This window comes from Micromonospora sp. NPDC049203 (assembly GCF_043197215.1).
Lineage (GTDB): Bacteria > Actinomycetota > Actinomycetes > Mycobacteriales > Micromonosporaceae > Micromonospora.
The window spans coordinates 222,672-235,562 of the sequence record NZ_JBICSV010000004.1 but is presented as its reverse complement, the minus strand read 5'-3'; the positions used below and the strand labels follow the sequence as shown (position 1 = coordinate 235,562).

Annotated in this window: 13 protein-coding genes; 6 read left to right on the top strand and 7 right to left on the bottom strand. The window is 73.3% G+C overall.

The annotated features are described in order from the left end of the window. Positions 1-124: 124 nt before the first annotated feature. Positions 125-1,027 carry a hypothetical protein gene (locus tag ACGFIA_RS13530; protein WP_357389883.1) on the bottom strand — a complete coding sequence of 301 codons (903 nt, stop codon included), beginning with the start codon at positions 1,025-1,027 and terminating at the stop codon, positions 125-127. A 150-nt stretch (positions 1,028-1,177) separates the two neighbouring features. Between ACGFIA_RS13530 and ACGFIA_RS13525 the strand changes: the two genes are divergently transcribed. Next, positions 1,178-1,390, top strand: coding sequence for a hypothetical protein (locus ACGFIA_RS13525; protein ID WP_013288875.1), 213 nt, complete (start codon positions 1,178-1,180; stop codon positions 1,388-1,390). Positions 1,391-1,396: 6 nt separating this feature from the next. Here the strand turns inward: ACGFIA_RS13525 and ACGFIA_RS13520 are convergent, their stop codons facing one another. The 4 genes from ACGFIA_RS13520 to ACGFIA_RS13505 all read right to left on the bottom strand — a co-directional run bounded on the left by ACGFIA_RS13520 (position 1,397) and on the right by ACGFIA_RS13505 (position 4,897). After that, a complete protein-coding gene (locus ACGFIA_RS13520; protein ID WP_357389887.1) occupies positions 1,397-1,870 on the bottom strand; it encodes a DUF3263 domain-containing protein in 474 nt (157 codons plus the stop codon). A 136-nt stretch (positions 1,871-2,006) separates the two neighbouring features. After that, complete coding sequence (locus ACGFIA_RS13515; protein WP_357389889.1) at positions 2,007-3,020, bottom strand: ABC transporter permease subunit; 1,014 nt, start codon at positions 3,018-3,020, stop codon at positions 2,007-2,009. Then, positions 3,017-4,015, bottom strand: a complete 999-nt coding sequence (locus ACGFIA_RS13510) for an ATP-binding cassette domain-containing protein (RefSeq protein ID WP_357389891.1) — start codon at positions 4,013-4,015, stop codon at positions 3,017-3,019. Before ACGFIA_RS13510 ends, ACGFIA_RS13515 begins: the two co-directional genes overlap by 4 nt. A 96-nt stretch (positions 4,016-4,111) precedes the next feature. Then, positions 4,112-4,897 (bottom strand): DeoR/GlpR family DNA-binding transcription regulator, encoded by a 786-nt coding sequence (locus tag ACGFIA_RS13505; protein ID WP_357389893.1) that lies wholly within the window; start codon positions 4,895-4,897, stop codon positions 4,112-4,114. A gap of 199 nt (positions 4,898-5,096) precedes the next feature. Between ACGFIA_RS13505 and ACGFIA_RS13500 the strand changes: the two genes are divergently transcribed. The 3 genes from ACGFIA_RS13500 to nagA are packed head-to-tail and all read left to right on the top strand — an operon-like array spanning position 5,097 to position 8,061. After that, on the top strand, positions 5,097-6,026 hold the full coding sequence (locus ACGFIA_RS13500) for a sugar isomerase (protein ID WP_357389894.1): 930 nt from the start codon (positions 5,097-5,099) through the stop codon (positions 6,024-6,026). Beyond that, positions 6,023-6,955: an ROK family protein gene (locus tag ACGFIA_RS13495; RefSeq protein ID WP_357389895.1), complete on the top strand. Its 933-nt coding sequence runs from the start codon at positions 6,023-6,025 to the stop codon at positions 6,953-6,955. The genes ACGFIA_RS13500 and ACGFIA_RS13495 overlap by 4 nt, the downstream gene beginning before the upstream one ends. Further along, the gene (nagA, locus tag ACGFIA_RS13490; RefSeq protein ID WP_357389897.1) at positions 6,952-8,061 is read left to right on the top strand and encodes an N-acetylglucosamine-6-phosphate deacetylase; all 1,110 of its coding nucleotides are present in this window, start codon (positions 6,952-6,954) and stop codon (positions 8,059-8,061) included. The genes ACGFIA_RS13495 and nagA overlap by 4 nt, the downstream gene beginning before the upstream one ends. Positions 8,062-8,073: 12 nt before the next feature. On the opposite strand, the gene ACGFIA_RS13485 is transcribed toward nagA, so the two are convergent. Next, positions 8,074-9,282, bottom strand: coding sequence for a DUF4032 domain-containing protein (locus tag ACGFIA_RS13485; RefSeq protein WP_357479434.1), 1,209 nt, complete (start codon positions 9,280-9,282; stop codon positions 8,074-8,076). A 111-nt stretch (positions 9,283-9,393) separates the two neighbouring features. Between ACGFIA_RS13485 and ACGFIA_RS13480 the strand changes: the two genes are divergently transcribed. After that, positions 9,394-10,188 carry a phosphatase PAP2 family protein gene (locus ACGFIA_RS13480; RefSeq protein ID WP_357479431.1) on the top strand — a complete coding sequence of 265 codons (795 nt, stop codon included), beginning with the start codon at positions 9,394-9,396 and terminating at the stop codon, positions 10,186-10,188. Positions 10,189-10,204: 16 nt separating this feature from the next. On the opposite strand, the gene ACGFIA_RS13475 is transcribed toward ACGFIA_RS13480, so the two are convergent. Beyond that, positions 10,205-11,350, bottom strand: coding sequence for a hypothetical protein (locus tag ACGFIA_RS13475; protein WP_357479428.1), 1,146 nt, complete (start codon positions 11,348-11,350; stop codon positions 10,205-10,207). A 300-nt stretch (positions 11,351-11,650) separates the two neighbouring features. Here ACGFIA_RS13475 and ACGFIA_RS13470 point away from each other — a divergent pair, with 300 nt between their 5' ends. Next, the gene (locus ACGFIA_RS13470) at positions 11,651-12,889 is read left to right on the top strand and encodes an APC family permease (protein ID WP_357468936.1); all 1,239 of its coding nucleotides are present in this window, start codon (positions 11,651-11,653) and stop codon (positions 12,887-12,889) included. Positions 12,890-12,891 lie beyond the last annotated feature (2 nt).

Here is a 12,891-nt window from a genome sequence, read left to right as displayed (position 1 = left end):
GAGTCGTCCACCGCTTTGGAGAGGGATTGCCGCTATGGCCGAACGCCTCGTCCGGTCGTACCCCCGGGGTGTTCCCACCTCACGCTGCGTTGTCATCCGACCGGTCGTTCCGGGGTGAGCGTGGTCACGGGCGGGGATCGAACTCGCAGAGCACGGCCGAGGCGTCGTCGGTGCGCTTGTGCCGTCGCAACCGGTCCGGGTGCTCCCGCTCGGCCGCGCGGACCCGGTCGATCAGCCCTTCCGGGCCCTCCCGGGTGAGCACCTCCAGCAGCCCGGCCCAGTCGAGGAGGCCGAACTGGTCGACCACGCAGGACACGCCGTCGCTGAGCAGCGCGGCCCGGCGCAGCGCCCCCGGCCCGCGCAGCGGAAGCGTCCCGGTCAGCGCGTGGTACGCCGCGTCCGGGTCGGTCGCCGCCGCCCAGTAGCCGTGGGTGCGGTTCATCCGGGTCCGCTGCACTGTCGTCGCGCGCCGGAACCGGGTCGCCGGATCGGTCTCGCCGTCGGGCAGCGCGGCGGCGGTACGGCGCAGGTCCGTCACCGCGGCCGCCAGCCGGTCGTCGGTGACCACCTCGATCCCGCGGTCGGTGTCGAGCACCAACGGGCTGTCGCAGAGCACCAGGTAGTCGACCCGGTCGCCGCTTTCCCTCAGCAGGCAGACGGTGGACGACGGGGTGCCGGGATGGTCGAGGTCGCACGCGCCGCCGTGGTCGGCCCGGACCGCGAGGATCGCCGCCGCGAGGCTGCTCACCAGCGTGGCGGCGGGGCGGGCCGCGATCGCCAGGCCGATCCGGGCGGCCAGGTGCCGGACGAACCAGGCGGGACCGTGTACGCAGCCGGTGTCGAAGCCCTCGGGCACCGTGGCCCCGTCGAGGACGCCGACGAGCGGGCCGAACCGGAAGACCACGTCCTCGTTCTCCGCGCGGCCCGGCGCCGGGTCGGAGGCGGAACGCACACGCATCACCGGTGCCTCCCCGGCCGGGCGGGCCGGTCCGCCGCCGATCGCGTACTGCCGGTCTGGTGCCCCCATCGTCGCCCTCCGTCCGTCGTCGCCGGCCGCCTACCCGGACCGCGCCCGGTCATCCGCCGCCGACCCGATCGAGGTAACTGTGCGTCATCGACGCCAGACCTTCGGTAGCGTCGAACGCGACGGGTCGGTGGCGGTGACAGGGGGTACGAGATGTTGGAGCGGCTGCACGAGGGTGGCATCCGGGCGGAGCACGCCTACCTCGCCGGATTCGTCAGCATCGGCCTCTCGGTCACGAGCTGGTTCCTTTCCAAGCACATGGAGCGCGCCGGGGTGGCGCGGGCGGACCGCTGGGGCATCTTCATCGGCGAGTGGGCGCCGACGTTCTTCGCCATCGGCAACGGGCTGCGCACATACGAGAAGTGAGCCCGGTCAGCGTCGCCGGTTACGGGCGCGCGACGACCGCAGCCGGCGCAGCCGGCCGACCAGCACCGGCTCGGCGGCGAGCGCGGCCGGCTGGTCGAGCAGGGCGTTCAGCAGCTGGTAGTAGCGGGTCGCGGAGAGCCCGAACGTGTCCCGGATGGCCTGTTCCTTGGCGCCGGCGTGCTTCCACCACTGCGCCTCGAAGGCGAGGATCCGCTGCTCCCGCTCGGTGAGGCCGGTCGGCGTGGCGACCGCGTCGGTCGCGTCTGCCGCATCCGGCTCGACCGGCGCGGCGGACTCGACGGGCGACGACCCGGGCTCGGCCGGTCGCGCGGACTCCGACGGCGCGTCCGGCTCCGGCGGTGCCGTGGACTCGACGGGAGGAGCGGTGCGCGGCGGCGGAACGGTCCCGCCCGCGTGGCGCGTACCCGCTGCCGGGCCGGACCGGTCGACGGCGGCCCGCTGCGGTGCGTCGGCGGACATGGCGCTCCTCTCCGACGGCGGGTGACCGGCACGCGGAACGCGCCGGCCGGGGGAGCCCCAGCGTAACCAGGGCCGCCCCCGGCCGCATCGGACGCGGGGCCCGCGCCGCCGGCCGGAGCCGGCGGCGCGGACCAGGTCAGGCGATGTCCCGCCGCCGCATCGTCCAGAACGCGGCCACGAGCGCGCCCACCAGCGCCACGCCGAACACCACCGCCGACTGCTGCCAGGTGACCAGGTACGTCGCCGGCTCGCAGGAGCCCTGGGAGAACTGGCAGGTGTCGTAGTCGAACAGCTCCGCCTGCTTCAGGAACCACGACTGGGCGTACGTGGACAGCACGTACCGGTCCCCGAACTGGACCCCGAGCACCGCCACCGCGATCCGGATGCCGATCTCGCTCACCGCGAAGATGCCCACCGCCGCGCCCAGCGCCATCGCCGTGTGCCGGCCGAGCGAGGCCAGCGCGAACCCGACCGCCGCCACGAGCAGCGTCATCCCCAGCGCCCGCAGCCCGTCCAGCCCGATCGACTGCCACACTCCGGAGGTCATCTTCGCGGTGCTGCCGCGCTGGCTGGCGATCAGCCAGAACGCCGCCGTCCACAGGGCGCCGAGCACCACCGTCAGGCCGAACACTGTGGTGAGCAGGGCCGCCAGCTTGGTGCCCAGCACGGTGAGCCGTTTCGGCCGCCAGAGCAGCAGGTTCATCATCCCGCCGGTGTTCCACTCGGCGCCCACGAAGGAGGCGCCGACGATGAAGCCGAACAGCGCCACGGAGGCGGCGAACACGGCGATGAACAGGGGGAACTCGGCCCGGAAGTCGAACTGGTACGGCAGGTACCACTTCGCCTCGAACATGTCGGGCTGCGGCTGGTAGTCCTTGCCGCAGTTCGGGCCGTACCGTTCCTCGGTCTTCTCGCCGCGCGCCTGGGCCGCCTCGCACTCCGCGATGGTGCGCTTCCATTCCGTCAGCGCGGACTGGTAGTCGTTGGTCGCCTTGGCCTCGGCCTCGGCCACCACGACGGGCGAGAGCTTCTCGCTGGAGAAGCTGAACGCGGTCGCGACGGTGGCCAGCCCGAGCACCAGCAGCACGAGCATCAGCCGGGTGACCCGGCGCTTGCCGAGCCGGCGCAGCTCGGTGACGAACAGGCTCATGCGCCCCAACCTCCTGCGGTGCCGGTCTGGTCGACCTTGGCGGACTGATCGACCTGACGGTGCTGGCCGGGAACCGGCGCGGTGGCGGTCAGTTCGAGGAAGACGCTCTCCAGGTCGACAGCGACCGGGGTGAGCTCGCTGACGTAGAGGCCCTGCTCGGCGAGGAGCCGGCTGACGGTGGCCGGCTTGTCCACGCCGGACAGCATCAGGTGGTCCGGCTCGGCGGCCACGCGGACCCCGGCACGGCTGAGCGCGTCGGCGGCCTGCGGCAGGTCGCCGACCGCCTCCAGGCGGACCCGCACGGAGCCCTGGGAATGGGCCGCGAGCACCTCCTCGACCGGCCCGAACGCGACCCGGCGGCCGAGCGAGATGATGGTGACCGAGTCGCAGATGAGCTGGATCTCGCCGAGGATGTGGCTGGAGAGCACCACTGTCATCCCGGCCTCGGACAGCTCCCGCATCAGCCCGCGCATCTCCCGGATGCCGCCCGGGTCGAGGCCGTTGGCCGGCTCGTCGAGGATCAGCAGCTTGGGGTTCTTGAGCAGCGCGGAGGCGACCGCCAGGCGCTGCTTCATGCCGAGCGAGTAGGTCTTGACCCGCTCGCCGGCCCGGTCGCGCAGCCCGACCAGTTCCAGCACCTCGTCGACGCGCTGCTTGGGCAGCTCGCCGGCCTGGGCGAGCAGGCCCAGGGTGTCCCGCGCGGTGAAGTGCGGGAAGAACTGCGGGCTCTCCACGATGGCGCCGACCTGGCCGGCGACCGCAGGCAGCGCGTGCGGCAGCTCCTGGCCGAGAATGGCCATCCGGCCGCCGTTCGGCTTGATCAGGCCGAGCAGCGTACGCAGCGTGGTGGTCTTGCCCGAACCGTTCGGACCGAGGAAGCCGTGCACCTGGCCGGCTTCCACTCGCATGTCGAAGCCGTCGAGCGCGTGGCGTACCCCGCGCTTCCGGCTCCGGTACGTCTTACGGAGACCTTCGATCTCCAGGACAGCCGACACAGCTGACCTCCCCCGATAAGTAGGCGTCAGCGACACCATACGCGGTATGCACGCGATGGCAATACCCGGTATGCAGTGTCGGCGTGTCGGGGGAGGTCAGGCGCAGACGACGTGCACGCCCGCGTCGCGGAACGCCGCCACCACCTCCGGGGACGCGCCCGAGTCGGTCACCAGCGTCTCCACCCGGTCCACCGAGCAGATCCGCGCGAACGCGTGCCCGCCCAGCTTCGAGGAGTCGGCTATCACCACGACCCGCTTGGCCCGGGCCACCATGAGGCTGTTCATGGCCGCCTCGCCCTCGTGGTGCGCGGCGGCGCCGAGCTGCGGGTCGATCGCGTCCACGCCGAGCAGCGCGACGTCGAGCGTGACCTCGCGCAGCAGCGCCCCGCCGAGCGGGCCGACCAGCTCGAACGACTTGGGCCGGACCACGCCGCCGGCCACCACCACCTTCATCCGCGAACGCACCAGCAGCTCGTTGGCGATGTTCAGCGCGTTCGTCACCACTGTGAGCTGGGCGCCCTCGGCGCTGGTGTTGAGATCCGGACGGACCGCCAGCGCCCGGGCCACCTCGGTGCTCGTGGTGCCGCCGTTGAGGCCGACCACTGTGCCCGGCGACACCAGCGCGGCGGCGGCCGCGCCGATCCGCTGCTTCTCGGCCGAGTGCTTCGCGGTCTTGTAGCGCAGCGGCAGGTCGTAGGAGACGCCGTTGGCGACCGCGCCACCCCGGGTCCGTGTGATCATCTGCTGCTGGGCGAGCTGGTCGAAGTCACGCCGGATGGTGGCCTGGGAGACGTCCAGCCGCCCGGCCGCCTCCTCGACGCTGACCCGGCCGCTGTCGGTCAGCATCTCCAGCAGCGCGTTCCAGCGCGCGTAGCGGTCCACCGCGGGGCCCTCCCCAGACTGTGCGTGAACGGTGATCGGTTGCGTGCACACTAGTGCGCGAAACTGGGTCCGCGCAAAACCCTGCGCTGCGCGAACTGGGAGACGGTTGCCACGACCACAGGGTTTCACGCAGAATGACGCGCGAAAGGCGGCCGTATCGCGCCGTATTGCGCAAGGTCTCCCCTGGGGAGGAGTTGTCATGGCGTACGTGCACGCGGAGATCGCGAGCCAGCCCGACTGCTGGCGGGAGGCGGCGCGACTCGCCCCGACCGTCGCGGAGCACCTGCCGCGCCCCGGCGAGCGGGTCGCCGTGGTCGGTTGCGGCACGTCGTGGTTCATGGCGATGGCGTACGCCGGGCTGCGCGAGGCCGCCGGCCAGGGCGAGACCGACGCCTTCCAGGCCAGTGAGTTCCCGGCCGGCCGCCACTACGACCGGCTGATCGCGATCACCCGCTCCGGCACCACCACCGAGGTCCTCGACCTGCTCACCGCGCTGCGCGGGCGGATCCCCACCACGGTCCTGGTCGGCGACCCGGACTCGGCCGCCGTCGCGCTCGCCGACGCCACTGTCGCGCTGCCCTTCGCCGACGAGCGGGCGGTGGTGCAGACCCGCTTCGCCACCACAGCGCTCGCGCTGCTGCGCGCCCACCTCGGCGAGGACCTGGGCCGCCTGGCCGCCGACGCCGAGGTCGCCGTACGCGCCCCGCTGCCGATCGACCCGGCCGGTATCGAGCAGGTCACCTTCCTCGGTCGCGGCTGGACCGTCGGGCTGGCCCAGGAGGCCGCGCTGAAGTGCCGCGAGGCGGCCACGTTCTGGGCCGAGGCGTACCCGGCCATGGACTACCGGCACGGCCCGATCTCGGTGGCCGCGCCCGGCCGGCTGGTCTGGGCGTTGGGCGAGATCCCGGACGGGCTGCCCGAGGACGTGGCCGCCACCGGCGCCGCGTTCGTGCACAGCCGCACGCACGGCTGGCGCACGGTGCTGACGAGCTGGTCGGCGGGGCGCAACCCGGTCGATCCGATGGCCGACCTGATCCTGGCCCAGCGGTTCGCGGTCGCGCTGGCCACCAGCCGCGGCCTCGACCCGGACGCGCCGCGTCACCTGACCCGGTCCGTGGTCCTGGCGTGAGTGCCCGCGACGAGGTCGTCGTCGCGCTGGACGTGGGCGGCACCGGGATGAAGTGCGCCCTGGTCCGGCCGGACGGCACGACAGTGCACACCGAACGGCACGCCACCGGCGCGCAGCGCGGCCCGGAGGCGGTGACCGGCACGATCCTCGACGTGGCCGAAGGGCTCGCCGGCAAGGCCCGCGCCGACGGCCGCACGCCGGTGGCCTGCGGCATCGCCGTACCCGGAGTGGTCGACGAGGCGCGCGGGGTGGCGGTCTGGTCGGCGAACGTGGGCTTCCGGGACGTACCCCTGCGGGAGCTGGCACGCACGCGGCTGGGACTGCCGGCGGCGCTCGGCCACGACGTGCGGGCGGGCGGCCTGGCGGAGGCGCGGCTCGGCGCCGGGCGGGACGCCGGCCACGTGCTGTTCGTCGCGATCGGCACCGGCATCGCCGCCGCCCACGTGGTCGACGGGTCGGCCGCCACCGGCGCGCACGGCGCCGCCGGGGAGATCGGCCACATCCTGGTACGCCCCGGCGGCCCGCGCTGCGGCTGCGGGCGGACCGGCTGCCTGGAGGCGGTGTCGTCGGCCTCGGCGATCGGGCGCCGGTACGCCGAGCTGTCCGGCGCACCCACCACCGCCGCTCAGGTGGCCGACCGGTCCGCGGCCGGGGAACCGCTCGCCGTGGAGGTGTGGCAGGAGGCGGTCGAGGCGCTCGCCGATGGACTCGCCACCGGGCAGGCGCTCTACGATGTGTCGACGGTGGTGCTCGGCGGCGGTCTGGCCCAGGCCGGTCCCCTGCTGTTCGACCCGCTGCGGCGGGCGTTGCGCGAGCGGCTGACGTTCCACCGCGAGCCGCGCCTGGTCGCGGCCGGTCTCGGGGACGAGGCGGGTTGCCTGGGCGCCGCCCTGCTGGCCCTGGACACCCTGGCGAAGGAGAGTCGATGACCCGGCGCGTGACCGGCAAGGTGGTGACCCCGACCGGCGTCGTCCGGCAGGGCTGCGTGGAGATCGCGGACGGGCGGATCACAGCTGTCGCCGAGTACCCGTCGGCGCGCGACGGCCACTGGATCGTGCCGGGCTTCGTGGACATGCACACCCACGGCGGCGGCGGGCACACGTTCACCACCGGTGACGCGGAGTCGGCCCGGCAGGCCGCCGCGTTCCACCTCGGGCACGGCACCACCACGCTGCTGGCGAGCCTGGTCAGTTCCCCGTTCGCGCTGATGCGCGACGCCACCGCCGCGTACCGCCCGCTGGTGGAGTCCGGCGTGCTGGCCGGCGTCCACTTCGAGGGCCCGTACCTGTCCGCCGACCGCTGCGGCGCGCAGAACCCGGAGTTCCTGCGTGACCCGTCGGTCGCCGAGCTGACCGAGCTGATCGAGCTGGGTGGCGGCGCGGTACGCATGGTCACGATCGCCCCCGAGCGCGACGGCGCCACCAAGGCGATCGAGCTGCTGGTGGCGCACGGCGTGGTGGCGGCGGTCGGGCACACCGACGCCACCTGGGAGCAGACCCGGGCGGCGGTGGCGGCCGGCGCGACTGTCGGCACCCACCTGTTCAACGGGATGCGCCCGGTGCACCACCGCGAGCCCGGTCCGGTGGTGGCGCTGCTGGAGGCCCCGAGCGTGGTGTGCGAGCTGGTCGCCGACGGGGTTCACCTGCACGACGGGATGCTCGGCTTCGCCGCCTCGGTGGCCGGTCCGGAGCGGGCCGCGCTGATCACCGACGCGATGGCCGCCGCCGGGATGCCGGACGGCGAGTACGAGCTGGGCGGTCAGGCGGTGACGGTGGCCGACGGCGTGGCCCGGCTCAGCCGTGGCGGCGCGATCGCCGGCAGCACGCTCACCATGGACGCGGCGCTGCGGCACGCGGTCGGCGCGGGCGTGAGCCTGCCGGACGCCTGCCGGATGGTCGCCACCACCCCGGCCCGCGCGATCGGCCTGGGCGACCGGGTGGGCGCGCTGCGCGCGGGGCTGCGCGCCGACCTGGTGGAGCTGGACGACGACCTGAACGTGGTACGGGTGATGCGCGGCGGCGACTGGGTGGAGTGAGCTGCCCGGCCGTCAGACGGTGGGCACCTCGACGCCGAGCACGGCCTGCTCGTCCGGGCGGTGCACCAGCACGTCGGCCAGGTACGACTGCACCGCCCGGCGCATCCCGACGTCCCGTCCGGCCTGCTCGGAGAGCAGCCACTTGTGCTCGATGATCTGGGCGAACAGCTCCTGCGGCTCCAGCTTGTTGCGCAGGTGCGCGGGGACGGCCCGGACCACCGGCTCGAAGACCTCGGTCAGCCAGCGGTGCGCCGCCTGCTGCTCGTCGGTCAGGTCGCTCTCCAGCCGGTAGGCGTCCAGGTCGTTGAGGAGCCTGCGGGCCTGGTTCTCCTCCGCGTCCAGGCCGGTCAGGCGCAGCAGCCGCCGGGTGTGGTAGCCGGCGTCCACCACCTTCGGCCGCACCAGGTAGCGCCCGTTGTCGACAGTGGACATCGCCACCTCGGCCACGTCGAAGCCCAGCTCGTTGAGCCGGCGGATGCGGCGCTCGATGTCGTGCCGGGCGGCGCGCTCGACCTGCTGCTCGTAGGTGATCTCGTGCCAGAGCCGCTCGTAGCGCCGCACGACCTCCTCGCAGACCACCTCCGGGTCGATCGACTCGTGCAGCAGGCCGGCGGCCTGGAGGTCGAGCGCCTCGCCGAAGATGTTGACCCGGGCGATCTCCAGGTCCTCGCCGCGCTGGCCGTTCGACAGCGACGGGTGCAGCGCCCCGGTCTCGGCGTCGACCAGGTAGGCGGCGAACGCGCCCGCGTCGCGCCGGAACAGCGTGTTCGACAGCGAGCAGTCGCCCCAGAAGAAGCCGGTCAGGTGCATCCGCACGATCAGCGCGGCCAGCGCGTCCAGCAGCCGGTTCATCGTCTCCGGGCGCAGCGTGTTGGAGAACAGCGCCCGGTAGGGCAGCGAGAACTGGAGGTGCCGGGTGATCAGCACCGGGTCCAGCGGCTCGCCGTCGTCGGTCTGCCGGTCGGCCACGATCGCGATGGCCTCGACCGACGGGAAGTCGATCCGTTCCAGCGCCCGCAGCAGGTCGTACTCGCGCTCGGCGACCCGCTCGCCGGTCTCCTTCACCGCGTAGACGTACCCGCCGAGCCGGACGAACCGCACGATGTGCCGGGAGATGCCCTGGGGCAGCGCCACCAGGTGCTCGGCAGGCCACTGCTCCAGCGGGGTCGACCAGGGGAGGTCGAGCAGCGCCGGGTCGACGAGGGCCGAGGTGATCCGCACGGCAACCAGTGTGACCGCTGACCCCCGCGCCGCGCTCCCCTTCGTGGCTGGGCACACAGCCGCCGATGCCCGCGCCGCCGCGACGCCGTCGGCGGCCGGTAGCGTGGTCGCGTGCGTCAGACCTCGGGGGTACGCGGTGGCCTGCGGCTGCGGCCGGTCCGGCCGGCCGGGTGGTGGTTCGACGGGCTGCTGCTCGCGGCACTGGTGGCGCTGACCGTCGCGCTCGCCTCCGGTCACCTGTTCGGCCTCGACCGGGCGGTGGCCGACTGGTCCGACGACAACCGTCCGACCGCCGCCCGCTGGGTGGCGATGACGCTGAACCTGCTCGGCCAGGGCACCCCGTTGACGCTGCTCGCGGCCGGGCTGGGCGTGCTGCTGGCGTGGCGGCGGCGCTCGGTACGGCCGCTGCTGCCGCCGGTGGTCGGGTTCGTGCTCACGTTCTTCACGATCGGCCCGCTGAAGGTGTGGACGGCCCGGCCCGCGCCGAGCGCCTCGATCAAGGAGCCGTTCCTGTCGCCGGAGCAGACGCTGCCGCTGTTCCAGCACGACCTGCCGGTGCGTTTCGCGCAGTCGTACCCGTCCGGGCACGTCGCCAACTCGATCGTCTGGTACGGCGTCCTGGCCCTGCTGCTGGCCCCGCTCGTACGCACGCTCGGCCGTACCGTGCCGCCCCGGCTGGTCACAGTGGTCCGGGTGGTGCCCCCGGCAGTTGTCTTCTGCACCACCGTCTACCTGGGCTGGCACTGGCTGACCGACTCGATCGCCGGGCTGCTGCTCGGCCTGCTGCTGGACCGCCTGCTGCACCGGGTGCCCTGGGACGACCTGCCGCTGCCCCGGCGGCTCGGCGACTGGCGGCGCCCGGTCGGCTGGTCCGCGCCGCCGCCCGCCACCGCGGCGACGCGGTGACGGGCGGGCGCGGCGCTCAGCCCACCGTCCGGATCTCCACGATGCTGATCCGGGTCCTGGTGCTGTAGGTGAGCCGGCGGCGGTGGTCGTCGTCGGCGGGCCGCACCGCCACCTGGATCCGGATCTGGGTGCCCTTCGGCAGCTCGACACGTTCGTCGGGCGTGCTCACGACGAACACCCCGCCCGTCGTGTCCGGGTCGACAGACACCCGTTCCTGCCGCAGCAGCGGGGTGTCGGTCTCCCCGTCCCCGGGCCTGGTGTACTCGGCGCGGATCCGAACCAGGTCGTCGCGCCGCAACCCGCGCAGGTCGACTGTCGCCTGGATGCTCACCAGCCCGGTCTCCGGCACGGTCCAGTGGTAAAGCCCGGTCGCCCAGCGGATGGCGTGGAACCGGTCGGTGGTGTCGAGCGTGTCGCCCGCGTGCGCGGTACTGGTGAAGGTGGCGATCACGTCCCGCTTCGCCGGCGTGGACGTCTTCTCCCCGATCATCTTCGCGAAGTCGTCGGCGGTGCCGCGGAACGCGTCCGCGTCGCAGGTGTGCTGGCGGCCGATGATCGCCGAGTCGGTGTACTGCCAGATACGCGGCGTCTGCTCCGGCTTGCCGTACCGGGCCCAGCCCGGGCCGGAGTCCCCGCCGGCCCGCGCGTACGCGGCCTTGAAGTCCTCGGCCACCCGGTACGGGTAGTCGGCGTTCCAGCGCGGGAAGTCGCCCAGGTCGTCGTCGCCGTACTCGCCGCGCGAGGCGTACATCACCGCCACCTTGCCGGTGCGCTCCTCCAACTCGTGGCCCACGTCGACGCCGATGTGCGGGGGCACGTCGTCGGTCGGCCAGCGCTCCAGGTCGATCTGCCAGAAGAACCTGTCGTAGTCGCGCCACCAGGGGGTGTGCTTGTCGGCGTAGTCGATCGCCGTGGTGACCTGGTCGTCGATGGAGACGTCGGAGTGCACCACCACGTACATGCCCAGGAACGGGATTCCCGCGTCCTTCGCGGCGGTGAGCATCACCCCGTAGTACTGGCTGTGGAACGTGCCGTCGCGCGACTGTTCCGTGCCCTTGTAGGTCATGAAGTCGATGCCCGCGGCGCGGGCCTCCCGGATCCGGTCGGTCGTCAACCCCCGGTCGACGTCGTAGTCGCTCGCGTCCCAGCCGAACAGCGTCATGTGCGGTACCTCCCGCGCTCGCGGATCTGACGTTCCCGAAACTGCCGGAGCCGATTCGAGGGCAGCATTGCCCGATCGACGCATGAAAAATCTGGTCATCGTCAATGGATAATCGGTGAGAGGAATTCGAGAGACGTGCGTGCGGATTGCCTCGCTATCCGCACTGACCTGCGTAAACGACTCTACCGAGGTCGCCGGACAGCGGCCACCCGGCGAAGGCGGATTAATTATGCAAATGATTTTCGCCAATTCTCCGAACCGGGCACCCGCCGTTCACCTGAGCGCTCTAGGCTGCGCGGTGTGGAACGGCTGGCACGGCGACTCGGCGTACCCGATGCGGTGGTCATCGGTCTCGGCTCGATGCTCGGCGCGGGCATCTTCGTGGTCTTCGCCCCGGCCGCCGCGGCGGCCGGCGGCCCCGGCCTGCTCGTCGCGCTGGCGCTCGCCGGCTTCATCGCCTACTGCAACGCCACCAGCTCGGCCCGGCTCGCCGCCCGCTACCCCGAGTCCGGCGGCACCTACGTCTACGGCCGGGAACGGCTGCACCCGTTCGCCGGTTTCCTCGCCGGCTGGGGGTTCGTGGTCGGCAAGACGGCGAGCTGCGCGGCCATGGCGCTGACCGTCGGGGCGTACCTGTGGCCCGGGCGGGCGCGGCTCGTCGCGGTCCTCGCGGTGGTGGCGGTGACGGTGGTGAACCTGCGCGGCATCGGCAAGACCGCCGCCGCCACCCGGGTGCTCGTCGCTGTCGTGCTCACGGTGCTCGCCATGGTGGCGGTGACCGGCGCTCCGCAGGTCGCCGCCGACCGGCTCACCGCCCCCGCCGAGATCGGGGCGGGCGGCGTGCTGACCGCCGCCGGCCTGTTGTTCTTCGCCTTCGCCGGCTACGCGCGGATCGCCACGCTGGGCGAGGAGGTACGCGACCCGGAACGCACCATCCCCCGCGCCGTGCCGCTGGCGCTCGGCGCGGTGCTGGCGATCTACCTGACGCTGGCAGTGGTCGCGCTCGGCGTGCTCGGCGCCGACCGGCTGGCCGCCACCGACGCGCCGCTGGTCGAGGTGGTGACCGCCGCCGGGCATCCCGGGCTCGCCTGGCTGGTCCGGGCCGGTGCCGCCGTCGCGGTGACCGGCGTGCTGCTGTCCCTGCTGGCCGGCGTCGGCCGCACCACGCTGGCGATGGCCCGCCACCGGGATCTGCCGGGCGCGCTGGCGGCGGTCCATCCGCGCCACCGGGTGCCGCACCGCGCCGAGTTGGTGGTGGCCGCAGTGGTGATCGCCGTGGTGGCCGTGGGCGACATCAGGGGCGCGATCGGTTTCTCCAGTTGCACGGTGCTGGTCTACTACGCGATCACGAACGCGTCGGCGCTGACGCTCGGCCCCGACCGGGACGGGCGCGTCCCGGTCCGGCTGCTCGCCGCGCTGGGGCTGGTCGGCTGCCTGGTGCTGGCGGTCAACCTGCCGCTGCCGAGCGTGCTCGCCGGGTTCGGCGTGCTCACCCTCGGCGCGCTCGGGTACGCGGTCCGCCGCCGCCGACCGGCCTGACG